18 protein-coding genes are annotated in these 25,795 nt (G+C 60.6%); 3 read left to right on the forward strand and 15 right to left on the reverse strand.

The features are described from left to right. Positions 1 to 439: 439 nt before the first annotated feature. The gene (locus BMX85_RS00820) at positions 440 to 3,112 is read left to right on the forward strand and encodes a TonB-dependent receptor (protein ID WP_177196616.1); all 2,673 of its coding nucleotides are present in this window, start codon (positions 440 to 442) and stop codon (positions 3,110 to 3,112) included. 93 nt (positions 3,113 to 3,205) lie between these two features. Here BMX85_RS00820 and BMX85_RS00825 read toward each other — a convergent pair whose 3' ends face one another. Further along, positions 3,206 to 3,814, reverse strand: a complete 609-nt coding sequence (locus tag BMX85_RS00825) for an XAC2610-related protein (protein WP_143067865.1) — start codon at positions 3,812 to 3,814, stop codon at positions 3,206 to 3,208. A gap of 361 nt (positions 3,815 to 4,175) precedes the next feature. On the opposite strand from BMX85_RS00825, the gene BMX85_RS00830 reads away from it, so the two are divergent. Next, on the forward strand, positions 4,176 to 5,021 hold the full coding sequence (locus BMX85_RS00830; protein ID WP_090315102.1) for a 3-keto-disaccharide hydrolase: 846 nt from the start codon (positions 4,176 to 4,178) through the stop codon (positions 5,019 to 5,021). On the opposite strand, the gene BMX85_RS00835 is transcribed toward BMX85_RS00830, so the two are convergent. Next, the gene (locus tag BMX85_RS00835; protein WP_090313724.1) at positions 5,003 to 7,882 is read right to left on the reverse strand and encodes a sensor domain-containing diguanylate cyclase; all 2,880 of its coding nucleotides are present in this window, start codon (positions 7,880 to 7,882) and stop codon (positions 5,003 to 5,005) included. The genes BMX85_RS00830 and BMX85_RS00835 overlap by 19 nt on opposite strands. Before the next feature lie 197 nt (positions 7,883 to 8,079). Further along, positions 8,080 to 9,216, reverse strand: a complete 1,137-nt coding sequence (locus tag BMX85_RS00840; protein ID WP_090313726.1) for a branched-chain amino acid ABC transporter substrate-binding protein — start codon at positions 9,214 to 9,216, stop codon at positions 8,080 to 8,082. A gap of 217 nt (positions 9,217 to 9,433) precedes the next feature. Here BMX85_RS00840 and BMX85_RS00845 point away from each other — a divergent pair, with 217 nt between their 5' ends. Then, the gene (locus BMX85_RS00845) at positions 9,434 to 12,112 is read left to right on the forward strand and encodes a glycoside hydrolase family 3 C-terminal domain-containing protein (RefSeq protein ID WP_090313728.1); all 2,679 of its coding nucleotides are present in this window, start codon (positions 9,434 to 9,436) and stop codon (positions 12,110 to 12,112) included. 89 nt (positions 12,113 to 12,201) lie between these two features. On the opposite strand, the gene BMX85_RS00850 is transcribed toward BMX85_RS00845, so the two are convergent. The 12 genes from BMX85_RS00850 to tssF all read right to left on the reverse strand — a co-directional run bounded on the left by BMX85_RS00850 (position 12,202) and on the right by tssF (position 25,756). Beyond that, positions 12,202 to 12,747, reverse strand: a complete 546-nt coding sequence (locus BMX85_RS00850) for a TadE/TadG family type IV pilus assembly protein (RefSeq protein ID WP_218147294.1) — start codon at positions 12,745 to 12,747, stop codon at positions 12,202 to 12,204. A gap of 46 nt (positions 12,748 to 12,793) precedes the next feature. Next, the gene (locus tag BMX85_RS00855) at positions 12,794 to 13,249 is read right to left on the reverse strand and encodes a TadE/TadG family type IV pilus assembly protein (RefSeq protein ID WP_090313732.1); all 456 of its coding nucleotides are present in this window, start codon (positions 13,247 to 13,249) and stop codon (positions 12,794 to 12,796) included. Continuing rightward, the gene (locus BMX85_RS00860) at positions 13,246 to 14,769 is read right to left on the reverse strand and encodes a pilus assembly protein TadG-related protein (RefSeq protein WP_090313734.1); all 1,524 of its coding nucleotides are present in this window, start codon (positions 14,767 to 14,769) and stop codon (positions 13,246 to 13,248) included. The genes BMX85_RS00855 and BMX85_RS00860 overlap by 4 nt, the downstream gene beginning before the upstream one ends. 1,011 nt (positions 14,770 to 15,780) lie before the next feature. Then, positions 15,781 to 16,059: a PAAR domain-containing protein gene (locus tag BMX85_RS00875; RefSeq protein ID WP_090313738.1), complete on the reverse strand. Its 279-nt coding sequence runs from the start codon at positions 16,057 to 16,059 to the stop codon at positions 15,781 to 15,783. 592 nt (positions 16,060 to 16,651) lie between these two features. Next, a complete protein-coding gene (locus BMX85_RS00880; RefSeq protein ID WP_090313740.1) occupies positions 16,652 to 16,930 on the reverse strand; it encodes a PAAR domain-containing protein in 279 nt (92 codons plus the stop codon). Between the two features lie 18 nt (positions 16,931 to 16,948). After that, entirely contained in the window at positions 16,949 to 17,800 is an 852-nt protein-coding gene (locus tag BMX85_RS00885) for an SEL1-like repeat protein (protein ID WP_229210220.1), read from the reverse strand. A 179-nt stretch (positions 17,801 to 17,979) separates the two neighbouring features. After that, positions 17,980 to 18,360 (reverse strand): phospholipase D-like domain-containing protein, encoded by a 381-nt coding sequence (locus tag BMX85_RS00890; protein ID WP_090313741.1) that lies wholly within the window; start codon positions 18,358 to 18,360, stop codon positions 17,980 to 17,982. 307 nt (positions 18,361 to 18,667) lie between these two features. After that, positions 18,668 to 19,144 carry a hypothetical protein gene (locus tag BMX85_RS29890; protein ID WP_143067867.1) on the reverse strand — a complete coding sequence of 159 codons (477 nt, stop codon included), beginning with the start codon at positions 19,142 to 19,144 and terminating at the stop codon, positions 18,668 to 18,670. After that, positions 19,141 to 20,067, reverse strand: coding sequence for a 3D domain-containing protein (locus BMX85_RS00895; RefSeq protein ID WP_177196617.1), 927 nt, complete (start codon positions 20,065 to 20,067; stop codon positions 19,141 to 19,143). Before BMX85_RS00895 ends, BMX85_RS29890 begins: the two co-directional genes overlap by 4 nt. Position 20,068: 1 nt before the next feature. After that, positions 20,069 to 22,726: a type VI secretion system Vgr family protein gene (locus BMX85_RS00900; protein ID WP_229210221.1), complete on the reverse strand. Its 2,658-nt coding sequence runs from the start codon at positions 22,724 to 22,726 to the stop codon at positions 20,069 to 20,071. 145 nt (positions 22,727 to 22,871) lie between these two features. After that, positions 22,872 to 23,969, reverse strand: coding sequence for a type VI secretion system baseplate subunit TssG (gene tssG / locus BMX85_RS00905; RefSeq protein ID WP_090313745.1), 1,098 nt, complete (start codon positions 23,967 to 23,969; stop codon positions 22,872 to 22,874). Beyond that, entirely contained in the window at positions 23,933 to 25,756 is a 1,824-nt protein-coding gene (gene tssF, locus BMX85_RS00910) for a type VI secretion system baseplate subunit TssF (protein ID WP_090313753.1), read from the reverse strand. The genes tssG and tssF overlap by 37 nt, the downstream gene beginning before the upstream one ends. Positions 25,757 to 25,795 lie beyond the last annotated feature (39 nt).

Here is a 25,795-nt window from a genome sequence, read left to right on the forward strand (position 1 = left end):
TGGGGTAGCGCGTCCTCGAGAAGGCCCCGGCGATTGGACACACCACGTACTAGCAGGTAGACAAGGCCAGCGCCGGCGCAGATAACGAAGAGGTAAAAGCAGCTGCTTAGAAAGCAAGTCAGTGGGAAAAGGTTGTTTGGCATAGATTCGACTACGTGAGCGTAACAAGTATTTTTTTATCCCGCAATATTACCAAAAATCGGTAAAAACAATGCCTCATGGAACTAATTTCTAGCTATAAAATCCTCGTGCCGACAAGCCACCGCCCCAATTAGTGACTGTGGACAGATCGCAACAGATAAGCCGCTTCCTTCATGCAACAATACAATTCTTCTAACTCACCTGGGGGATTGATCGCATGAAGATATCTGGCACCCATAAGGCTTCGCTGTTCCGTCGCTCCCGCTGCACCCACGCTGTATTGCTCGCGCTTGGCGCCATGAGCGTAGGCACCCAAGCACAGGACATGCAGCGCGTGGAGATCACCGGCTCCAGCATCAAGCGCATCGAAGGCGAAGCGGCGCTGCCAGTGGAAATCATCAAGCGCGACGATATCGATAAGTCCGGCGTGACCACTGCCGCCGAGTTGCTGCAGAAGATATCCTCGAATGTCGGCGGCCTGACCGATGGGTCCAGCGTCAGCGACGTCATGGGCGGCCAGCGCGGGTTTAACGGGGCCAACCTGCGCGGCCTCGGTGTTTCAAGCACGCTGGTGCTGCTGAATGGGCGTCGCATGGCCAACTTCGCCAGCCCGGGCGACAATTCCGGGGTCGACCTGAACAACATCCCGGCCGGCGCCATCCAGCGCGTCGAAGTGCTCAAGGATGGCGCGTCGGCGATCTACGGCACCGACGCCATGGGCGGCGTGATCAACTTCATCACCCGCAAGGACTACCAGGGCGGCGAGGCCAGCGTGTATGCGCTGCGTACCGACGAAGGTGGCGCCGGCAAAAAATCGGCATCGTTGTCCGGCGGCATCGGCTCCTTGAGCACCGACCGCTTCAACGTGTTCGGCGCGCTGGACGTGCAGAAAACCGAGCGCCTGGCCAGCTCGCAGCGCAAATTCATGCAGGAATACAGCCTGCCCGACCGTCTGTCGCCTCAGTTGTCGAGCTACACTTTCCCGGCCAACGTCGATCTGAGCGCCGCCCAGCTGGCGACGCTGAACAATTCCGGCTACCTGAAGGGGTCCGGCCCCGGCGGCACCTGGGCGCCGTCGCCGGGACGACGGGTCAACTTCGGCAACAGCACTTGCGTCAACGGCAGCCCGAACGTGGTGCGTCCGCTCGGTCCAGGCGGCACCGAAGGCTGCTCCTACAATTACATGGGCGATTCGGAAGTCTACCCCGACGCGAAGAAACAAAGCTTCATCGGCCGCGCCACCTTGCTGGCCCCCGGCGACCATCAACTGTTCGCGGAAGTTTTGCTGAGCAAGGCCGAGACGAGCTACGCCGCCTCGCCCGCCACCTCGGGCAGCATCAATGGCGCCAGCACGGGCATCTCGCTGCCGGCCGGATTGCAGACGCAAACCGGCATCACCACGCCGGTCAACTTCCGCTTCCGCCTGACGGATGCGGGCCGGCGCACGTCGGAAGTGACCAGCAAGGCGTCGCGCATCGTGGTCGGCGCGACCGGCAAGGTGGGCGACTGGGAATACGATACGGCGTACAACCACAGCGTCAACAAGGCCACCGACCTGGATATCGACGGCTGGGTGTCGCGCAGCAAACTGCTGGCGGGCATCGCCAGTGGCAACTACAACCCGTTCGTCCCGGCCACCGACGACGCCGGCCGCAAGTTTATGGATTCCATCAAAATCCATGGCGCGGCACGCGTTTCCAAGGGCACCAGCGACAGCGTCGACGGCAAACTCACGCGCGCGCTGATGGCGCTGGGCGGCGGCGACGCCATGCTGGCGGTGGGCGTCGAACTGCGTCGCGAGAAGACCGAATTCAGCGCCACCGATGCGCTGCGCACCAATGACGTGCAGGGAGACCGGGCCAGCTCGGACGAACTGCTGGCCGACTCGTCCAACTCGCGCGACATCGCCGGCGTCTACACCGAGATCAATGCACCGTTCAGCAAGGAATGGGAAGGCCAGTTCGCTATCCGCCACGACCGCTACAAAGGCGTGCACGATCCGCTGTCGAACGTCACCACGCCGGCGCTGACCACCACCAATCCGAAAATCGCCGTCAGCTACCGTCCAAGCAAGGCGGTACTGGGCCGCGCCTCGTACGGCACCGGTTTCCGCGCACCGTCGATTGCCGAATTGTTCCTGCCGGTGCGGTCCGGCACGACGGCCAGCTTCGTCAGCGACCCAGTCTCCGGCGAAATTGCCCAGTTCGACCTCGACCGCTACGGCAACCCGCTGCTGAAACCGGAAAAGTCCAAGCAGTTCTCGGCCGGCCTGGTGCTGGAACCGAACCGGAACTGGAACGGCAGCCTCGACTACTGGATCATCCGCAAGACCGACATCATCTCCGAAATCGGCGAGCAAACCGTGTTCGACAATCCGGTCTACTACAACGATCCGAACATCGTCGTGCGCGACGAAGACGGTGCCGTGTCCTACCTGCAGTTCAAGAAAGAAAACCGCGGCAAGCTCAACACGTCCGGGCTCGATATCGCACTGAACTGGCGCGGCGACGACACGGCGCTGGGCCGCTTCAGCGCCAGCCTGAACGGCACGTTGATCACCAAATATGAATTCCAGTCCGATCCGAATTCGCCGATGACGGATGGCCTCGGCGTATTCCGCGACGACAAGGCCGTGCAGCGCTGGCGCCACAAGCTCACTATCGACTGGACCCGGGGCGCGGTCAATCTCACCCTTGGCAACACTTTCTTCTCGAGTTATCGCGACCAGAACATTCCCGGCCTGGCCGATGCGGGCTGGAACGACCGCGACGTCAAGGCCTATTCGCTGTGGGATCTGACGGGCAGCTACTCGTTCACCAAGAACATCAAGCTGCGCGCTGGCGTCATCAATATGCTCGATACGGCGCCACCGTTCACCAACCAGTCGCGCTACTTCGAAGTGACCTGGGACCCGACTTACGGGGACCCTCGCGGGCGTTCGATGTTCGCCAACCTGCAGTATAAGTTCTAGGCAACCCTGTGTGGCGTGACCGCTTGCGGCTTGAGCGGCGCGCGACTGCCCCTCCTGCGGGACGCCTCGCTGCGGCTTATGTCGCCTTGTTTTCTACAAATCTTTGGTGCATTTCGTTCGTGTCTTTTTTTGCCCGTGACGATAGGTGGTGGTCGTGTGCAGATAGCAGGTGGGATTTCCTTCGGCATCGACTTGCGGTGAGACGGAGTACTCCTGGGTCACCACCAGCCTGCCCTTTGACCAGCAATACCGCTCCGCATGAATATCGGCGGCACCGCCTTTGCCGAAGCCGGTAACGCAGCGCTTGTCACGTGGATCAATGTCCAGCCCCATGATCCCGGACAGCGATTCGTGCGCGACGAAGCGCCCGCGCGCGGGCTCGTAGAGAAATGCGGTATTGCTTGTGTTGCCGATACCGGCAATCTCGCTGGCAAACACCAGATCGCCGCAGCCGTCGTTGTTGAAATCCCGGGTATCCATATTATCGCCAGCGGTTTCGCTGTCACCGTAATAGTATGTTTGATTGTCGAGCACCTGCACCGTCCGACCGGCACGGTCCGCAATACGAATGCTGCCCACGTTAGGCTCCGCTGCTGTTTTCGGCACCCAAATGAAGGTGAACATATCCTTGGAATTCGGGCTGCAGCGATTCTCCGCGCTCCACGCGGGTACGGATGCCAGTCCCAGCAAGGTGATCAACATTGTGCGCCACATCTTCTCGTCTCCTTATTCGACCGCACGCAACCGTGGGCCTGCGAGCTGCCGGCGCGATACCGCCGCAGCCTTCTCCATACACCGGAATCCTTCACCAGCGCGCACGCGCCATGCTTTCATCGCCGCTGATGATATCGACAAGCGGCTTGCTTCGGCGCGCAATTTGCCCCGCAGTCGAATGAGGTCCGCGCGGCTGCGTTGAGTGCGTCGCGGCCAGTATAGGCGATGCGTGCCTCGATTCGCCCCGGACCGTCGCTTCAGGCCACTTGCTTGATCCGGCGAGCAATTTCAACGACACTGTCGGATGCGGCTTCCCCCAGCGTTGTTAACCGCCATCTGGAGATGGGCAATGAAGAAAATAAAATTATCAGCGCTTTATTGCGCGTTTGCGTTGACGGGGTGTGTCGGCGTCCGCGGCGACGCGCCCGAATCACAGAGCGCCAGCGGGCCACAACTCGACCAGGGCGGATGGATTCAACTATTCAACGGCAAAGACTTATCCGGCTGGACCCCGAAGTTCAAAGGCTATCCGGCCGGCGTCAATTACAAAAACACATTCAAGGTTGAAAACGGCATCCTCAAGGTCGACTACAGCGAATACGACAAATTCGACGGCGAATTCGGTCACCTGTTCTGGAAACAGAAGCTGTCGCATTACCGCATTCGCGCTGAATATCGTTTCGTCGGCAAACAGCTCGCAGGCGCTCCGGGCTGGGGTTTTCGGAATAACGGCATCATGATTTTTAGCGAACCACCAGAGACCATGGAACTCGACCAGGACTTTCCCGCGTCGATCGAGGTGCAGATGCTTGGCGGCGGCGGGCCTGGTGACCAGAACAACGGATCGTTCTGCACCCCTCATACCAGAGCGGTGTTTAACGGGCAGCTGACGACCACCCACCGCACCTCGGCCAAGTCGAAGGTGTACATGGGGGACGATTGGGTAACGATCGAGGTTGAAGTACGCGGCGGAAAATTAATCAAGCACATCCTCGATGGCGAGACCGTGATCAGTTACAGCGAGCCCCAGCTGGACCCGCGCGATCCTCACAGTCGGCAACTGCTGGAGAAAGGCTTCCCGAAGATGCTGGAAAGCGGCTACATCGCGATCCAGGCGGAGACGCATCCCACGGAATTTCGCCGGATCGAAATCTTGCCGCTCGAACAAGCGCCTGGTCAAACAACCTTGCCCTGAACTGCCTGCATGTCCACAACCGTGAAGCCGGCACGCCCTTGGATCTTGGCCGCATACAGGGCCCGGTCGGCGCTCTCGCCCAGTTCAACCAGCGCGACGGGGAGCCGGCCCGCGTAGGCAACCCCAATGCTGGTGGACACCGTGCGCGCGCCCGTGGCCAGCTCGAACGGCGCCTTGAACGCCGCAATGATTTTCTGCGCCACCACGGCCGCCTCGCCCGGTCCCTTGAGCCCCTCCAGGATCACCGTGAATTCGTCCCCGGCCAGCCGGCAGACCGTATCGGTCACGCGTACCGCATCCTTGACGCGGCGGGCGAACTCCTGCAGCACGATATCGCCGGCGGCATGGCCCAGGGTATCGTTGACCTGCTTGAAATGGTCGACGTCGAGGAACATCAGCGCCAGACCGTTGCCGCTGCGCTGGGCGCGCTGCACCGCCGCTTCCAGGTGTTCCTGGTAGGCGCGCCGGTTGGGCAGGCCGGTCAGCATGTCGACCCGCGCCAGCCGGCTCAGCTCTTCCTCGTGGCGCCTCGCCGCCGAAATGTCGGCGCCCAGCACATAGACGCCGTTGTAGACGCCGTCGTGGATATCCGGTATGCGGGTCACTTCGACGGTGCGGGCCGAGCCGCCCTGGCCGATCGTCATTTCGAACGTGACGTCGTTGCGGCCGCCCTGCAGCTTGTCGCGGTGCGCCAGGTACAACTCATCGCCCATCACTTCCCGGACCGTCTTGCCGAGGATGCCGCCCGCCCGCGCGCCGAACCACGTTTCGTAGGTGGCGTTGGCGAAGGTGTAGCGTTCCTTGTCGTCGACATAGCCGATCAGCACGGGCAGGTTGTTGGTGATGGTGCGCAGGCTGCGCTCGCTCGCCTCCAGGCGCCGCGCCGACTCCTTCAGCACCGTCACATCCTTCAGCGCGATGACGGCGCCGATGCCGGTGCCGTCCTGCGCATGCAGCGCGCGCCCGCTGGCGAACAGGAAGCGCGGCGCGCCGTCGGCCGGCCTGACGACCATTTCGGTGTTTTCCACCAGCTCGCCGCGCAGGGCGCGGAATAACGGCACCTGTTCGGTCGCCATCGGCGTCTGGCCGTCGCCCAGGAACAGGCGGTAGTGGTCCGCCCACTGGTCGGCCGGCAGCGGCGCGGACGGCAGGCCGTGGATCGCGCGCGCGGCGCGGTTGAACATCGTCACCTCGCCTTCGCGCGAGCAGACCACCACGCCGACGTCGATCGAATCGAGCACGACGTCGAGCAGCTCCCGCTCCCGCGCCAGCGCGTCCTCGGTTTCCTTGCGCTGTGAAATATCCTGGATGAAGGCGCCGAAGAAATGCGTATCGCCGGCATTGATCAGGCCGATCGTCATTTCGACCGGGAATTCGGCGCCGCCGCTGCGCAGGGCGAACAGTTGTATGCGCTTGCCGACCACGCCGGAGCTGCCCTCGACGGCGAAGCGCCGCATGCCGTGCTCGTGGGCCTGGCGGAAGCGCGGCGGGATGATGGTTTCGGTCACGGTCTTGCCCAGTACCTGCGCGCGGCGCCAGCCGAAGATTTCCTCGGCGCGCGGATTCCAGTCGGTGATGCGGCCCTCCGCGTCGACGCCGATGAAGGCGTCGAGCGCGGTGTCGATGATGGCGCGCACCCGGTGCTCGCTCTTGCGCGTGTCCTCGACGGCCGCGTGTAGCTCCGCCGTGCGTTCGGCGACGCGGTTTTCCAGCGTCGCGTTCAGCTCGCGCAGGCCGGCCTCCTTGACGCGCACCTTGGCCAGCAGTTCATTGAGCGCGTCCTGCAGGATCTGCACCTCGGCCAGCCGGCTGCGCACCGGGGGGATGCGGTCCAGCTGCCCCGCCGTCAGCTCGCCGGCATGGCGCGTGATGCGCTCCAGCGGCTTGGCGATGCCGCGCGACAGCAGCCACACCAGCAGCGACACGAGCGCCGCGGCGCCTATACCGCCCCACAGGATCTTGTCGCGCAACGCTTCGACCGGCTTGAACGCCTCGTCGAGCGGCTGGCGCACCAGCACGGTCCATTCCAGGCTCGGATACGACTGGTGGCCGCGGCTCTTGCTATAGCCCACCAGGTAGCGCTTGCCGTCCGGCCAGGCTTCGACGACGGCGCCGCTCATGCCGCGCCGGGCCAGCGCCAAGCTTTCCGGGTGCAGCACCTGGTTCGCATATTCGGGCGGCCCCAGCAGCACGGCGCCGCCCTTGCTGAGGATCAGGGTATCGACGGCCTTGCGCTCGGCCAGCGGGCGCAGCACGGAGCGCTGGACATCGGCGGCCCATTGCCAGCTCAGGTGGGTGCCGAGCACGCCGAGCACGCGGCCGTCGGCGCCCCTATAGGGGAAGGCAACATCGAAAAAGCGCTTCGGTTCGCCGGTCGGATTGGGCAGCAGCTTGGCCAGCAGAACGGCTTCGTGCACGTCGAGCAGGTGCACGCCGGCGTTGGCCGCCTTGAACCATGGACGGCCGGAGACATCCTTGCCCTCCAGCAGCGCGCCGGTGGCGATCCGCACCAGCCCATCGTTATCGGTGATGCCGATCCACGCGTAATAAGGATGGGTTTGCTGCATCCGCTCGAGCACGCGCCGCTTTGCCGGCACGGGCACGTCGGCGCCGGTGACTTCGTAGCGCTCGGCCATCAGCTGGACTTCGCGGTAGCGCTCGTACATACCCCGGTCGAGCTTGTCCGTCGTCTGGAACGACAATTCGGCCAGATTCTGGCCGATTTCCTGCTCGACCTGCCTGGCCACGGTCTGGCCGACGACCTGCAGCGTCACGAGCGTGAGCAGCAGCATGACCGCCGCCGAGACGGCCGCAAGCGATGGTGCCAGCGCGATGCGCTTGAAACGTTGCAGGAAAATCATGAGAAAACCACGCTAGGAATGCAGTGGTTGATAGTAGCATGTGATGCCGAAAGGAAATATCATTGCGGGTATATTGCCGGCAATAATGCGCTGGTGTGTCGCCAAATTAGCACCAGCGCCGGCCCGCCGCAGCGCGTCGGTGTGACAGCGGCGCCCCGCCGCCGGGGCGCGCCGCGCCATCGATCAGTGACGCACGCTCATTGACGCACCACCTCAAGCTTGGTCTTCCTGCCCTGGCGATAGGTGAACAGCGTCAGCGCGGCGTCGCGCAGGTCGCCTTTGGCGTCGAACGCGATGGCCCCGGTGACGCCTTGATAGGTGATGTTGGCCAGCTGCGGCAGGTAGCGCGCCGGCGCCGCCGAGTTGGCCCGACCCATGGCCGCCGCCAGCACCATCACCGCGTCGTAGGCATAGGGGGCGTAGGTCTGGACGTCCAGCTGGTAACGCTGTTTGTAGCGGGCGGCGAACGCCGCGTGGGCCGGCTCCTGCGCCTTGCCGATGCCGCCGGCCACCACGCAAATCACCTTGTCATCGTCCAGCGCATCGCCGGCGATCAGCGGCAGTTTCTCGGAGCAGATGCCATCGCCGGACATGAATTTGCCCCCTACCCCCAGCGCTTTCATTTGCTTGAGCATGACGCCCGCCGCCGCATCCATGCCGCCATAGAAGATGACGTCGGGCTTGCGCGCGCCGATCTGGGTCAGGATCGCGTTGAAATCCACCGCCCTGTCATTGGTGAACTGCCGGCTGACGATTTCCGCCCCGCCGATCTTCTTGACGCCCTTTACAAACTCGTCCGCCAAGCCCTGGCCGAAGGCGGTGCGGTCGTCGATCACGGCGATTCTGCCCGCCTTGAGCTTCTTGATCGCATGGCGCGCCAGCGCCGCGCCGACCAGATTGTCGTTGGCGACGATGCGGAACGCGGTTTCGTAGCCCTGGTGCGTGTAGGTCGGCGTCGTCGCGGCCGGCGAGATCTGCGGAATGCCCGCACGGTGGTAGATGCTCGAAGCGGGCACCGTGGTGCCGGAGTTCAGGTGGCCGACCACGCCGGCCACGCCGGCGTCGACCAGTTTCTGCGCCACCGCCGTGCCTTGCTTGGGATCGCTGGCGTCGTCCTCCGCCTGCAACACCCACTTGATTGGTTTGCCGCCGATCTTGACGCCCTTGGCGTTGAGATCGTCGATCGCCATTTGCGCACCGTTCTCGATGTCCTTTCCCTGATGCGCGCCCGGGCCGGAAAGCGGCGCCGCCGCGCCGATCTTGACGATGGTCTGGGCGGCGGCCGTGGCCGAGGCCAGCGCGCACGCCGCGAGGATGGTGGAAACGTAGCGCATACAAGCCTTATCAGAAGCGAAAGGCCGATTGTAACGGCCCCCTGCTCCTCCATTCGTACGGCAAGCCACGCTGCGGCCGAATGCACGCCGGCCGAAGCGTGAAGCGCTGCGCAAAAATCCATCCCGGCGTTGGCGGTTTTCACAATTGCCAGGTGGATCGAAAAGTCCGCACAATGCTGATTCAAAAACAAAATGCATCAGCACAACAAGGAGACATATGATCCGCACTTCGACCCCCGGCCGCCTGGCGCTGGCGGCGTGCCTCGCCTGCATGGCGGCCATGGCGCCATGCGCCCACGCCAATGACGCCGCAGCGTTCCGCAACCCCTCGCTGTCGCCGGAGCAGCGTGCCAGCGACCTGGTGTCGCGCATGACGCTGGAGGAGAAAGCCGCCCAGATGCAGGACAACGCACCCGCGATCGAGCGCCTGGGCCTGAAGCGCTACGGCTGGTGGAACGAGGTGCTGCACGGGGTCGCCCGCGCCGGCCAAGCGACCGTTTTTCCGCAGGCGATCGCGCTTGGCGCGACCTGGGACACCGCGCTGATCGAACGCATCGCCGACGCCAGCGCCCTGGAAGGCCGCGCCAACTTCAACGCCGCGCTGGCCTTGGACCCAAGCGGTACGTCGCGGTATTTCGGCGTGAATTACTGGACCCCGAACATCAATATCTTCCGCGACCCGCGCTGGGGCCGGGGCCAGGAAACGTACGGCGAAGACCCGCACCTGACTGGCCGGATCGGCATGGCCTTCATTCGCGGCTTGCAGGGCGACGATCCGGTCCTGTTCAAATCGATCGCCACGCCCAAGCACTTCGTCGTGCATTCCGGACCGGAACCGGAACGCCACAGCTTCAACGTCGACGTCAAGCCATTCGACCTCGAGGACACTTACCTGCCGGCCTTCCGCAACGCCATCGTCGACGCCAAGGCCTACTCGCTGATGTGCGCCTACAACGCGGTGGACGGGCATCCGATGTGCGTCAGCCCGCTGCTGCAAAGCCCGCTGCGTACCGACTGGGGCTTCAAGGGCTTCATCGTCTCGGACTGCGATTCGGTGGGCGACCTGGTCAAGGCTTACAAGACTTCGCCGGACATCGCCCACGCGTCGGCAGTAGCGGTCAAGGCGGGCACCGACCTCGATTGCGGCCCGACCTACCGCGGCCTGCCGCAAGCGGTGGCCAAGGGCCTGATCACGGAGGCCGAGATCGATACCGCGCTGGAACGCCTGACGGTCGCGCGCATCCGCATGGGCCTGTTGGACGGCAGCCGCTACGACGCGATCCCGTACAGCGAAATCGGCTCCGCCGGGAACCGCGCGCTGGCGCGGCAGGCGGCCGAAAGCGCGATGGTGTTGCTGAAGAACGGCGCCGGCGTGCTGCCCCTGAAGACGGGCGCGCGTATCGCCGTTATCGGCCCCAATGCGGCGCTGCTGCAAAGCCTCGAAGGCAACTATCACGGCACAGCCGTCGAGCCGGTGCTGCCGGTGGACGGCCTGCGCCAGCGCTTTGGCGCCGACAAGGTACGCTACGCCGACGGCGCGCCGCTAACCGACGGCATGCTGATGCCGATTCCTGCGACCTACCTCAAACCGTCCGAAGACAGCCGCGAACAGGGCCTGAAAGGCGAATACTTCGACAACCCGACGTTCGCCGGCGCGCCGCGCCTGACGCGCATCGATCCGCAGGTCAACTTCAACTTCGAGCACAGCGCGCCCGCCGGTTTCAAACCGGGCGGATTTTCGGTGCGCTGGAGCGGCGTGGTCACACCGCCCAAGCCGGGCGCCTACGAAGTCGCCTTCCGCATGGTGGTGCGCAAGGACCGCCCGGTTCCCGACATCAAAGTCTACATCGACGACAAGCTGATCATCACGCCGGCGCTGGCCGGCATCGGCGGCGCCAACACGGCCGTCTGCGTGGCCGGCAATTGTGACCAGCGGACCGACAAGATCGAACTCAATTTCGCCGACACCCGGCCGCACAAGGTGCGCATCGACTACGTCCGCACGATCAACGACCGCTACAGCGCGTTGCAATGGGCGCCGCCCAGCGATGCGCTGCTTAACGATGCCGTGGCCGCCGCCCGCGACAGCGACGTGGTGGTCGCGCTGGTCGGCCTGTCGCCGGATCTGGAAGGCGAAGAGATGAAGGTCAGCTTCCCAGGCTTTCGCGGCGGTGACCGCTTGACGCTCGACCTGCCGGAAGCGCAGCGCCGCATGCTGCAAGCCGTCAAGACCATCGGCAAGCCGCTCGTGGTGGTGTACGTCACCGGCGGGGCGATCTCCGATCCTTGGGTGGAGCAAAACGCCGACGCCATCGTGCAGGCCTGGTATCCGGGCGAAGCGGGCGGCATGGCGATCGCCCGCGTGCTGTCCGGCGACGTCAACCCGGCGGGACGCCTTCCGTACACCATCTACCGTTCGGCCGCCGACTTGCCGCCGTTCGACGACTATGCGATGGATACGCGCACCTACCGCTACTTCAAGGGGCCGGTGCTGCATCCGTTCGGTAAAGGCCTGAGCTACACCAGCTTTGCCTATAGCGCGGTGAAGCTGTCAAATACGCGCGTGCGCGCGGGCCAGGCGATCAAGGCCACCGTCACGGTCAGCAACACCGGCAAGCGCGATGGCGACGAGGTGGTGCAGCTATATGTCGCCAAGCCGGGCGACCGCTCGGCGCCGGTGCTGGCGGGGTTCCGGCGCGTGCATGTGAAAGCCGGCGCCAGCCGGACGGTGACGCTCGACGTCGATGCGCGGGCGCAGTCGCAGGTCGATGCGCAGGGCCGGCGCGCCGTGCGCCCGGGCAAGTACACGCTGCACATCGGCGGCGGCCAGCCGGCCTTCGTCAACGCATCCCGTGCGCAGCTGAAGGTGACGGGCGAGGCATCGCTGCCGAAGTGAAGGCGATGCCCAGGCGGACAGCAACGTGCCAAAAGCGCCGTCATGATTACCGTTGAAAGAAGCTGTGGATCCGCCGGAGCGATGGATACTCAGGGACATGGCGCCTGGCCAGGCGGTGCGCCCAAGGTCTCCGCAGCCGCGGTCGAGGTGGACTTCGGGAGCGCAAACGAAAGGCCAATCGACGAGAACAATGCCTGATACCTGACGCCTTTGCATTCACTGGTGTCTACAGGATCGCAAATTTCTGCCTGCACCATCCGTATGCAGCTCGCGCCATAAGGATCGGCCATACAAGTAATCCGATTGTTAGCCGGGCAAGCTGGAAGTCCGGCGGTCGGAATCTCTGCCACAGCGTCGCCTCCGGCGCTCCCAAGGGACAGATAGCGGATACGAACGTGAGCCTCCGTCACTGGCGCACCCAAGACCAGGCCGCCTGGTGAGCTGCGGAACACGGCCCGCTCGCGCACGGCATTCATTGCGGCGGCATCGGTAAAGTCCACGTTGGCGGCCAATGTGGCGGCCCGCCGCGTCACCATCTGCAACGTGTTGAACATATAAACGACCCGGGCCAACTCCATCACGCCGCACACAATCAGCATGAAGAGAATTATCACGATCGCAAACTCGGCGGTCACGGACCCGGCAAGGCGGCGAAAATGCGTAGCGCGCGGGAGCATGGCGCTAGCGTCCCATGTAGGGATATGTGACGGAGACGGTCAACGGGATGCTCAGCGACATATAGCCAGTAAAAAAAACGTTATTCATGAGAATCTGGATGGTTGCTCCCACTCTCGTAGGTCTGGAATAACCACCGCAGCTTGCACCATCACAGGTGACATCGATGAGATAGGGCAAGGCACCTGGCGCAACGCTTGCCAGATCGCGCGCGATGATGGCGTCAGCCACAGAGGCCACTGCGATCGCTCGCGCTGGATTGGTCATGTCACTCAGAGGCGCTTTGGACAGGTAGCGTGCGGCATCCTGGGCAGCATTTTGCATGGCTGAGTAATGCCAAAGCACATGGCCCAGGAACAAAGGGAATGCCAGCAGTAGGACAAGAAAGGGCATCATTAATGCCAGCTCGACGGCGGCGATGCCGCGCTCACGTCGGGGACTCGAATGGCGGATCGACCTCATGGGTACAGCTCCACGGCGCCACCAAGGTACTGATCAGCAACCAGTCCGCCAAACTCAGCATAAAGGCTGGTCGCAGTGGCTGGCACGGTCATCAGGAATTTGCCGATGGCGAGTACATTCGCAGCCGCCAAGGCGCCTGGGTCGACCGGACAGGACAGCAAAGCAATATTGAGAACGCGGCGGTTTGCGATTCCTTTGTGTGCGGACGACGGCGCCAAGACGGTACTGCCGATCGTAGCTTTATATGGCATCGACGTCCCCGAGTGATACGTTCCCGTTGCTGCCGGGGCTGCCGGACCGTAGAGCGTGCTCCAGGCCGAAGTGGTGAAGGCGGCATACCCAGCGACCGGTTCAGTGGCACCCGCGACATAAGAGCTGTAGGGTACGGCCCTGGCGTACGCCCACAGCGGTCCGTACATTGCCGCAGTGGTGCCAGCGGGCTTCACCGAAGGGTCGGCCACCGTCCATAGTTTGCCCTCGACTGTCGTCGTTTGCGCCCCCTGCCCCGCCGGCGTCGCACCCATCCATGGCGTGGCGGTTCCCGAAACGTAGGACTTAATGTTCACATCGGGCGGCGCGTTCGAATGTGAACAGAACGATCCGCTGTATTGATCGAAGCGAGAATTGAGTTGGTTGTACAACGACGCCAGCGGGAATGGTCTACCGACGGTAATGGTGCCACCGCGCACGCGCGGAATGCCGAGCTGGCCTGTGCAGACATACGGCCCGACAAAAGCGGGAGAGACGTTGCTCAAAACCCCGGAAGTTCCTGGTAGCGAGAACGGATCGACGACGAAGTTTTCTGCAGTGGTGCTATTCGGGTTGAGCTTCATGAGGTCATAGGCAACGCCGCGTCTGAATCCGTATTGCACCAGCTCGGCATTGGCAGGCGGCCCTGGATTGGCGCGCGATGTCGCTTCCGCGTTGGAAAGCGCGCACACCGCTAGCGGCGTCACATCGATTGTGGATCGCCCCGCCACGGACACAACCGAGGCGTCGGCCGAGACCAGGGAGTCGGCGATGACCCGCATGAAGATGAGCTCTATTGTCCCCATCGACGCGCCTAAGCGGTCGGTATCTACGCGCACATACAACAAGCCGTCAGGAGCGCCTTGTGCTGTCGCGGCATCGACCCATCCCCCGTCGGGCGAAGCGCTGAACGAGAGCGCCGCGCTGTCCCAAGTAATCGCACTCTGATTGTATTGAAACTTGAGCAGGCTGATTGCAGCGCTAGCCTTAAGCAACGCGTTGTCGATGCCGCTCGTGGTACCGTTGAGCTGGCCCGCCGCCGCCAGGGCGGCCGCATTAGCGATTCCCTGCAGCTCGATCCTCCGGTTATAAACGCGAGAAAGGTCTAACGCTACACCGATAAATCCGATCAGTACAGCCAGCATCAAGCAGAAGACGATGGCGATCGCGCCGCGCTGTCGGCGGCAGAACGGAAGTCCCTTCGGCACCAGAGCGGCCGTGCGCGCATCGCCATCAGGCAAGGCCAATATATTGTCTCGACGTTGATTCATGCAACCTTCCCCTCGCGCTACAGACGGCACGGTCATTAGTTCGCACATGACACAAGCGAGTGTAATAGACCGATGCCTAGGAGTAATTGACGCGGAACAAGAGATTTCTGTCCAGCTCGATTTCGTTCCCGCGCCGCACCGGCGCGTCTTGGGCCCGGCAGCTCAAGGACCGGGTTTTTCAACACCAGCCCGTTGACGAGCTTGCAGAGACGATCTACGCTGGGGGGTTCTTAAACGGCCCACTCCCAGCCCGCAGGGCACCCAAACGTTGCGCAGCCGACCTGCTTTGGATCGCGAGTTTGGTCAAATTTCTGAGCCAGAGGAGCTCCAGGCAGGCTGAGATGGGTGGCGGTGGAATACACCATTGCCCACTATGGTCTGAAGTTGGCGCGGGCCTGTTGGTTGATCGAGCAGCAGCGAGCACGCATTATCGGAGAAGCACAAAAGATCCCAAAGCGCCACTGTCTCCTGACGCCCGTATATCCGATAGTTGTATCGAAAAGAAATTCCACCGGTAGTGCAGACTACCACGTACAGCCCGTCTCGGTCCGCTACCTTGTAGTCCCGATCAGTAGCCATCAGTGTCTATGGCGAATACAAACCTCAGCCGCCATATGATCGACGACCTATGGCAGCACTCGCTCGACCAGAATTTACCGACTGAGCCACCCGAAGGTGCAGAGGGAAAATATCCCGAGCCGCGGCGGTTGTTCATCTCCTCGCTTACGCCCGCAAGACCTCGGACGTCGCGCCAGGGACATCGCAGCGCGAAGCCGCACAGCGCTTCACAGATGTCACGGACGATCTGGTCGTTGCCCTACCGACCAGCGCGGGCAAACTAAAAGTGGCGGAGAGTGCCGCGTTAATGCCACCTTCCTAGCAGTGCGTTGAAGGCCGGGCTGGCTCGGTCCGTAGAACACCCTCAATCTTATCCAAGTCGGTTTGCGGCAAAAAATCCTTGCGGTCGCGCGTCGAAGCAAAACATACCGCTGCTGAACAGCCGCCGGGCACTCATCCCACCGTCGCATTCCCGTAGCCAATTAGAGAACACCTGCACACCGTCTTGGATCCGTGAACGGCGACCGGAATTCCCCCTGCGGTCAGGGTCTGGTGAGCGGTAATGATTTTATTGATACCATGCGGCGCGCCCCCTGGATAGAGCTGGGGACACTGGACCTCGTCCCCTAGCCGGGCGATCGCCTTGCCGCCGATGTCGTGAGTCGGCGAGCCGCTGATAACCTTCCCGCCATGGTCGGTCGAGTCGCCGACCGTAATGATTTTTAGGGACATGATATTGCTCCTTTGTCTTTAGTATGTGGGCGGGTCTCGAGATGGAAGCGTGGCATCAACGCGCGAGCCCCCCAGTCGCCCAGTTCAGCGGCTGTTCGAACATCTGAAAGTATCCGCAATGCTTCCTCATGAGTAAGCTCCCACTCCAGCTTGCTGCGCCACAGCTTGCGCGCCTCCATGTATAGCCGATAAGTTACAGGATCGCGAGTGTGGGGCATGTGGTCCTTCCAGCGAGCACATGCTGGTGGCGGTGCGCAGATACTAAAATTTCTGAATCCAACTGGTAGTGAATTCAACGCCCTCTCCTGCAGATAATGGTTAGCGAAAACCAAGCCCGCTGCCCCGCCCACCAGCAGGGCCAAAGCGCACATCCACCGTAGGCGGGAATTCTCCATGATTAAACGACTGACGAACCAGGTTTTCGGTCGACGTAAACAGGTAAAAGCTGCCATGTGATTTTGCTCCTGCTTGCTTTGCTGCATATTTCTAAACGCCGGCGCTTCCTCAATTTTGCCCATTCGGTTTGGCGGGCAAATGTCCACGCAGTCTCACGTCGGGGCGAACCACACCGCTGCTGAACAGGTTGCAAAGGCTATCCCACCGTCGCATTCACTTTGCCGATTAGCGAACATCCGCATGCCGCCTTGGATCCTTCGACGGCGACCGGAATTCCCCATGCGGTCAGGGTTTCGTGAGCAGTAATGATTTTATTGACACCATGCGGCGCGCCCCCTGGATAGAGTTGGGCACACTGGACCTCGTCGCCTAGCCGCGCGATCGGCTTGCCGCCAATGTCGCGGGTTGGCGAGCCGCTGCTAACCTTGCCGCCATGGTCGGTCGAGTCGCCAAGCGTAATAATTTTTAGTGACATGGATATTGCTCCCTTGCGTCAATAAGTCGGCGGGTCGTTTGACTCCGGCGTAAATGCATCTTCCACGCCAGACCACTGTGGCAATTTCGCTGGAGGCAGCGGAAGCACTTGGTCGAGTCTACTTAACTTCAAGTCGGGATTGATCTTCAATCTCTCCGAAATAGCTTTGTATCGCTTACTGCGTTCATGATCTAAGAAGATACCAAGTGATTTTAGAGATCTTATCTCTTCCTCGGTATCATTTGACCAATGCCCGGCCTCGAATAAAAACCACAAGGCTGCCGCACAATCTGAATTTCCAAACTTAACGCCCTGCTGATAGATAGTTATCGCATCCTCAAAACGATTATTAATTCTTGCCGTCATTGCTAGTTCAAGGGCCGCCCCCCCGTGACCTTGCTGATATGCACATTGCTGCATAATTTGTTCCTCGCCTAAGCGTCTTATTGCGCTATACGCCTGTGCTAATGCCATTTGTGCTTCGGGGCTGCCTAGTTGCGCAGCCTTCAAATAATATGCCCAAGCTAAATCGGGATCGTAATTGGCTCCGCCGTAACCATGCTCATAGGCGACGCCCAGATCGTACAGCGCCCAAGGTTGCATCGCCGTTGCGGCAATCCGGACAATCTCGACTGCCTTATACGGATCAGGTTCAAGTACTTTGTTCGATTTGAGCGGTCCGAGCCCTTCAAGATAAAAATGGGCAAGCAACGCTCTTGCCCCCCAGTCCCCTAGACTGGCGGCTGTCCTGACATCAGTGAGTATCCGCGTTGTTTCCTCAAGTGTAAGCTCCCACTCTAATTTGCTCCGCCATATTTTGCGTGCTTCGATGTATATCCGGTACGCGGACGCGTCACGCGTTGCGGGCATATGTTCTTTCCATCTCGCACATGGAGGCAGGGGATCCGACAAGCTAAACTTCTTAAAGCCATGCGGTAGGGTGTGCAAGGTTCGCGCCCTTAAGTAGTCATTCAGAAAAAATGCGCACAATCCCAATATCGCTAACGCGATCAGCAGACGTAACGAGCGCAGCGTGAGGTATCTCATTTTTAAACAACCGTAGAGCCGGGTTTACGCTCAACGTAAAACGGCAGAACTTGGTTTTTATAGGCCCGACCAGCCGCCATCGATTTCTTGTTTTGGAGCGCAAGATCATTCCAAACGCTGAAGCACTTCGACATGTCCTCAAATTGCGCCGGTCCCGGGTCGCAGGTGCACTGTCTGAACAAGTCGGTCCGTAGCTCGAACGCCACGTCCTTCGCCTCACTCAGAATATTGAGCTCGCTGTCTATCGCCATGCTACGCAGGTTCAAATTGGTCGATCCAATAGTGAACGCGGCATCATCCACCACCGCGACCTTGGCATGGATGTAAATTTCTTCGTAATCCGAAGACTGCAACGGCTCGTCACGGTCAGCGCAGGTCCACATTGATCCCATAAAACATTAACCCCTTGTTTTTGCATTTGTTCGGCGGTAATTGGTGATGGGCTCTTACCTTGCTGCGATTCCGCCACGGCGGCCTCATGTTCCATCACCGTGGCGTTCCGCTGGGCAAAAAATACCTGAACTGCACCTTTTCTCCAATTCGGGCAATCGCTTTCCCGCTCACGTAGCGGATCGGCAAGCCGCCGAGGACTTAGTCGTTGTGGGGGCGATGTCGTAATCGACGGTCATGGTTTTAGAGCACATGCCCCTGCCCAGTTCACTGATCGGTATCCTAATTGAAATTACCCTCTTATTTAGCCCACTCCGGCCGTTTCTCTTCTGGAACGTCTGATTGAGAAATCGAATCTAGTTTTCGGAGACTAACTGCGTCATATAAGATAAGAGTCCCGGCAAAATGCCGACCTCCACAATCGATTGCGATCTGCCGCCCATCGCTCCAAAACCAATAGTCACGAATAAAAGGCTCACACTTAATATGACGCAATTTTCCATTTTGATAGATTGCAAGCACGCTTCCACCAGGGATGACATCCCCCTCAGCGATCCAAATATTTAAAACCAACCAGATGACCGTTCGCGTATCAGGAGATATTTTAACGCCGGATAGGCGCCCATCACTTGTTACTTTTCTATCTATGCCATCAGAAGAAATAACATGGACGTTATTTTTTTTATCGAGATAAACTTTTATAAAATAATCTTGAGTCGCATAAGAATTCGATGCCAACAAAGATAAAAATAGAAAAACAAACACTAATTTTATCATACGCCACCTCCGAGATACTTCACTCGACGCTTCGTCCCATTCACCCCACCCCGCATCCACGTTCTGACAACAGACTCCCCCGCGCCGATAAAATTATCGATATGATATGTGCGAATCGCACTACCCTTATCGTCGGCGAAACGAGGGCCGACACCTTCAATGTCCACTTTAGCATGTGGCGGAATGATGCTTGGATCAACTGCAATTGAATGATTTTCGGTCACTAGGCCGTACTTACCGACAACGCCGTCGACATAGCGGAAAGACGTGCCAGTTTGTGACATCACACGGTCCGGAGCGCCTCTTGAATTTCGATGCCATCCACCACTCATTTGAGTCAACCCGATGTAGTGACCTTCTGTATCCTTGCCAGTGCCTTGCATCGCGACGCCTCTCGCCCCGAACAAAAAGTCCTCTTTGTGATTTTTGTCGAGGCCTTTGGCCTCTACTAGAGGGCCTGAAAAATCATCCTCCTCGCAAACGTTGTAGCCCGTAATTAGAAACAATTCCTCATACCATGCTTCCTTTAAATTTATTTTTAAAACGGGACACGTTATACCCGTTGTCGTCACCCGCAACTCAACGTCTCCAGGTTCGCGTGTCTCAAATACTATAATCAATTCCCCTTTGGAATCGGTTTTCCCACGAGAAACCACATTATCCATCTGCCTGTTAGATTCAATATTCAGTCGATTACCAGATACCTTCACCCCGTCTGCGTGAGTGGAAAGGCGCGCCTTAAGTTTTAGACGGTAAAGTACTTTGTTGCTTCGAACTCTAGCCGCAGATGGAATAATGGGCAAACTGTCCGAGAACTTATTATTTTCAATTGACAAGGAACAAACCATTTCGTCCACCGACACTTCCACAACAGATCCAGGTGTTGGATTTGTATTGGCGGTAGCAACAATAACATCACTCATTTTATTCCTCATCGGCCAGTAACTTTAAGGAAATCACAGTTGACGAAGATGTGTAGATTCGCTCAGTAAGTCCGTCAACATCGCTTACACCAGTCCAAGACGTGCCATCAGACGCCGTAATTAAATACCGTTTATTAGATATCGGCGTCTTGCGATCTTTTGATACCAAACGAAATTGCTCGTCAAACGATTCCGCAGGGGGCGGTATGTGCTGGCCGATTGCAGGTAAGCTCATACTGTTGGGGCCCGGCAAACTGTGTTTTGCTGCATGAGCCACAAAGGTACCGCTGGTGCCTTGTTCGATACCTGCCGAACTGAACTTGGCGTAGCTACCGCCGCCGTTGATCACCACCTCCTCCTTCGCGCTGATGGTGATACGGTTTGCCGTCTGGGTGATGTTGAGCTTGGCCAAGACATTGACGCTGTCCGACAACGCCCGAAGGTCAATATCGCCGGCCGCCGCCACCAATCGCATGCCCGCCTTGTGGACGAACAGGCGCAACGCTTGTCGTACGCTGGCGAACATGCTTCCGCCCCCGGCGATGGAAAGGTCCTGGCCAGTGGTGATGGCGGTATGCTGGTCGCTCGAAAGATGAATGGAGGCGCGCGTTGTGGCCTCTATGCCCGCCGGACTGGCGAACACGAGATGCGGGGCCGCCAGTTGGGGGAAGCTCCCTTTGGCGCCGGCGCCGCCCTTGATGCCGTCATTCTGCGCCTTGATCGCGGCGACCGCCTTGGCCTGGTCTTCCCCTTCCTGCGCGCCCGATTGCTGCGCCAACTTGGCCAACGATTCATGCTGTCCATGCGCTGCACTCAACCGTTGCTGCGTCTCGCCCATATCCTTGATGTGCGAGGTGCCATTGGCACGCGCCTCGGTGGTGATGAGCATGCCGCGGTTCGCCCGCGCCACGCCCCATGCATTGGTCGCCAGCTCCCAGCCTTCGCCGCGCGCGTCCATGCGCCCGTCGGACGTTTCGATGCGGGTGATGCTGCCTAGCGAGAGCTGGCTGTGCTCGTGGTCGCTCTTGAGCTGCGCCTGAAGGGCGCCCTTGGTGTCGTCCAGTATCAGATGGTTGCTGCCGCCGTCGCCGCCGGCGCCCAGCTCGCGGCTGCGCAGCCCGGCCAGCGCCCGCTGCGCCGGCAAATGCCATGGCGGCATGTTGTCGCGGTTGTAGACGATGCCCACGACAATGGGACGGTCGATATTCCCATCCAGGAACTGCACCACAACCTCTTGTCCAATACGCGGCAAACACATCTGGCCGAAGTATTGTCCGGCCATCGGCATCATGACGCGGATCCACGGCGAGCTGGCCTGGTCGAATTGACCCAGCCGATCCCAATGAAATTGCAATTTCACCCGACTCAATTCGTCTGTATAAATATCCTCGCCAGGCGGGCCGACGACGATGGCCGTCTGCACGCCGGGATGGGCGCAAGGCTCGCTGTTATGCTGGCGCCCCGGCCGCCACCGGATATCGCGACGAATGCAGACGATTGAATTGGTGTATTCCGATTTGCCGTCGGCGCCGGCTGGATAGTTATTGCTCGCCGTATGCTCGACCGACACGATAAGGTAATCACGCGCACCGATGCTCGGTTTCCGGTCCTCGCCCGGCGCCGGGGGCTTGACCTCCGCGCTGAAGTGCCCGCCCAACTTAAACGTGCGGCCTGGCTGCGCCGTACGATCGTTGCCGCTTGCCTCAAAATGCTGGGTGCGCTGGTCGCGCTCTTCCATGCGGCGTTGCGCCAGCACCTCGCCGTCACCCAGATTCGGAAAGCCGTAGGCCCCCGTGTTTTCGTAGAGCTCGTAGTCATCCACATCCCCTTGCTGGTTGACGGAGACGCCGTGGACCAGTTGGGGGCGCGGGCTTTTATAGTTGAAACTTGCCAGCGTCATCTTGCCGGAGCCCAGTTCCCGCACCGCTTGCCAGTCGTGGATGCCGTCCGCCTCATCGGCCCCTGCCTGTGCTCGAAATTGCATCGCGTCCGACGCATCCGCAAAATGGGCGGCGTCGATGGGCTCGGCCTGGGTGGAGTTATCACTGAGGACCAGCGTGTGCCCGTCCGCCCGGTGCTCGTAGCTGTAGTACAGCCCGGCGTCTTCCCACCTCCGGTGCAGATGGTTGTAGTCGGTCTCGTTGTGCTGGTTGGCGCAGGTAAGTTTCCTATCGTCGTAGTCCAGGCTCAGTCTGGTCTTCCACTCATGCTGCCGGTAGTGGGCGAAGGTGGCTTCGGTCAGCTCGATGACGCTGCGGTTGTGAAAGGACACGTTGTCCGTGCGCAGCCTGGCGAGTGCCAGCCAAGGCGTCAGCACCATTTGATAGTAGGCGAAGCCGCCATCGGTGCGAACGAAGCGGAAAGTACCGACATAACCGTTCATGTAACGCAGGGTGCCGTTCTCGCGCACTAGCGAGATGGTGACCATTCTACCCATCATGCTCTTGAGCGCAATGCAGGCGTCGTCCGACAACACTTCGGCCTCGATGCGGAAATCGCGCGACAGCTCTTCCTTCATCGTCACCTTGTTGACTAACATAACGGCGCCCGCAGGGCCGTCCTTGTGCGGGAAGTCCATTCGCATCAAGCGATTGGTTTGGGAGTTGGCGCCGAACACAGACAACGCCGCCATGCCAGCCTCCACAACATTGCGTATCATGCAGCCTCCATTTCCCTCCTGCCAATGGCGGGTCGGTGTGCGGTATTTATCCAGTGTCAGCCACTATAGGTTCGGCGGATCGTGGCTGTCTTGAGTTGACTCAAGTAAACCCGTCGCGTGTTAAGCGGTCAGTGCAAATCCCCGCCTAATCACTCGCCGCAGCGGCGTCCGCGTCCAGTGGACGTAACATGTAGCCGACCGTGGCCCTTGAAACGCTGCCGTCGTGGCGTGGCAGGAAGCAATCCCATCCCAAGCGCCGGGCGAGGCCAGGTTGGCTGGTCAGGACCACGCGCCGTACGCACGGCGGTTTTAGCAGGAGCCTGACCTCGAACCGCAGATTTGGCAGCCCGAACAGCGACACCATCTTCTCCAGCGCCACGGCGGCGGCGCTGCGGGGAAGGAAGCGCTCGGCGTCGACGGGGTCAAGCGGACCGATGTTCAACCGGACGCGAAGATCCCTGCGGCGCAACCGCTGCCCCAGCGCCGCGCCGCAGCCAAGCTTGGCGACGTTTCCGCCCAACTTGCTGCGCTTGTTTACCGGAATGTCATCCCAGGCTTCGACGAATGGCTCCAGCTCAACCGGCACGCCAAAGTGATGCGTCAATACCTGGGAAACCGAACTCGCCGCCACAGGTCTGGTACGTAGCAAGGCGGCGTAGTAGCCCCCGACCTCGTCGGTGACGCCGTGCGCCGCACCGTCAGACAGCCCGCCATCGCGATGACCCGCCAAGGCTCTCAACAACGGTAGCTGAGCATCCTGGTCGCCCATGTCGAAGCGGTGTTCCAGGCGGTACTTTCCCCAAGCTTCGAAAAACATGCCCACCATGCGTTGGGAAAACAGGTCGATAAAAGCGCGCGCGCTGCTTTCATGATCCCGACGCAGCGCTGCACCAACGCGTTCCGTCTTATGCGAAGGCAGCGTTCCGTTCGCGCCCAATAGTCCCAGGAAGGCGGGCGTCAGGCATATCTTCGCACCGTCGCCCCGCACGGCCCGCAGCAGATCGATGTCGCTCCGGCAGTCGGCCGGCTCCGCCCACAGCGCTTCGATTTCGCTCGCCGGAAAGCTCATTGAAAGACTATTCTGAAAGCGCAGCACCTGGGACAGCGCCTGGTCATACGGGACGCCGCCATGCCTCAGCCAACGCACAAGGATGCGCAGGCTCTGGTAAAACTGGAACCGTTCCGGCGCATCGAGCAACCCCTGGATTACGCTAACTTCAGATAGCCGCTTCTTGGCTTGCATCGGATGAGTTCCTTGTCGGATTCTTTGGAGAGAACGACCAATTCGATGAAGCTGTTAACCTGCACGTACATCCCCAGCAACTGGTCGATGACTTCCACGAACAGCAGCAATCCGCTGCCGACGAAAGCTTCCTCGTCAACCGTCATGCGCATCTCGGTCCCGTGCACCAGGGAGGCGCCGTGCTTTTGCCGTATCCATGCGACTGTTTCGGCTTGTTCCAGGCCGGTGATGCCTTCTATCTGACGCCGTGAAATCGGTGACTGCGGCAGGTCGTAAAGCGCCAGCATTTCCCGAAAGGCCGGTAGGCCACCCTGTGACAACGTTCGATGGTTCAACGTCAAATGGGAAATCAGCCGCCAATGTTGTCCCCCTTGAGAGAAACGATAGGTCTTGGTGGGCCTGCGCAGGAGGCGAACCGAGTAGCTGTCAGCGTCGTGGAGCGGTGTCAGATCCCCGGCCGCTTGCTGATACTTCAAGGCGCTGGGTAAATCCTTGTTGGTGCAGCTGAGCTTAATCGACAGGCTTGTCTTTTCGACTTGCATGGGATTGAAGTCGCTGTCGACCAGGGTGATGCGCTTTTCATGTCCGGGGCTGGTAACGGCCAGCCTGGCATCGTTGCGAACGACCCAATACTGCCCTTTTTTTGTTGCGTCCTCGCCGTGGCGCAGCGAATAGAACGGGCGAAATTCGGTCACCAGTTCCTTCTGCTCGCGACGGCGCACCATCTTGACCGAGTCGATCGAATACACCTCGAAGGCTTGTGGCCGCGCGGCGTCCGCCGAGACGCCGTAATCGGCGGTCAGATGCGTCACCGATATCGGCTGACCGGGCCGCTGGAAAAGGTTGACGACGGGACTGCATCCCAACAGCAGATTCGCTGCGGACAAGCCCGACAGCATACGGGCATCGTTTGAGTCCGGCCGCAGCCCGGCCAAGGCCACATGCAACGTCAACCGGCGACACCCGGGTGGAAGGAACGCCCGCAACGCCGACAGGTCGATATCGAAGAAATTGAACTTTTCCGGAAAAACAAAATATTCGCTGAGCACGCGATAGGCCACGTGCGAGCGCGCGTCGAACGGGATGAGCGCCTCGTCCTCGGCGAACCCGACCGGTGCAAGCGGCAAGGCCGGCAACTCTATCCAGCGTCCCTCCTCGACTTCCACGTAGGCGCGCACGGCACGCAGGAACAACACATCGCGCAGCGCGGCGCAAAACGAGGGTTCGCCATCGATGAACACGCGCAGCGCCCGAAGCTCGGCCGGCACGTTACCTTCAATGACAATACTCATTGAAGAGCTGGCGGACGCGGGCACGGTGACATTAGCGGGCGCTCGTATCAATGCATCGAACCGGGCGGCCGTCAGTGCCATCGGCGAAAGCACGATCTCATACGCGGTTTTGAAGCGGCAGCGCACGCCGTCGACGGCGCCGGAATCCATTTCGGTGCCGCGCGGGACGCTCAATGCCGGCGCCTCGCCCGCGGATTTGACGCAGGGATGCACGGCGCGCACGATCGAACAAGACGGGAATGGTCGTAGGTAGTGCGGGAACATCGACTCCAACAACGCTTCGGTGAATTCCGGATAGCTGTCGTCGAGCCGCTTCGCCACGCGCGCCGACAGCAGTGCGACGGACTGTATCAGTTGCTCAACATGCGGGTCGGGGCAAGTGTCGTCGCTGAGCTGTAATCCGCCACCCACACCGGGATAGCGTTCATAAAATTCCCGGCCGAGACGGCGCAGATAAATAAGTTCACGCTCGAAATACGGCAGTAATTCCTCCATCGCTCTCTCCTCGCCCGCCGCCGACGAAAGCCGTGCGCA

This window comes from Duganella sp. CF517 (assembly GCF_900110275.1).
Taxonomy (GTDB): Bacteria; Pseudomonadota; Gammaproteobacteria; order Burkholderiales; family Burkholderiaceae_D; genus Rugamonas.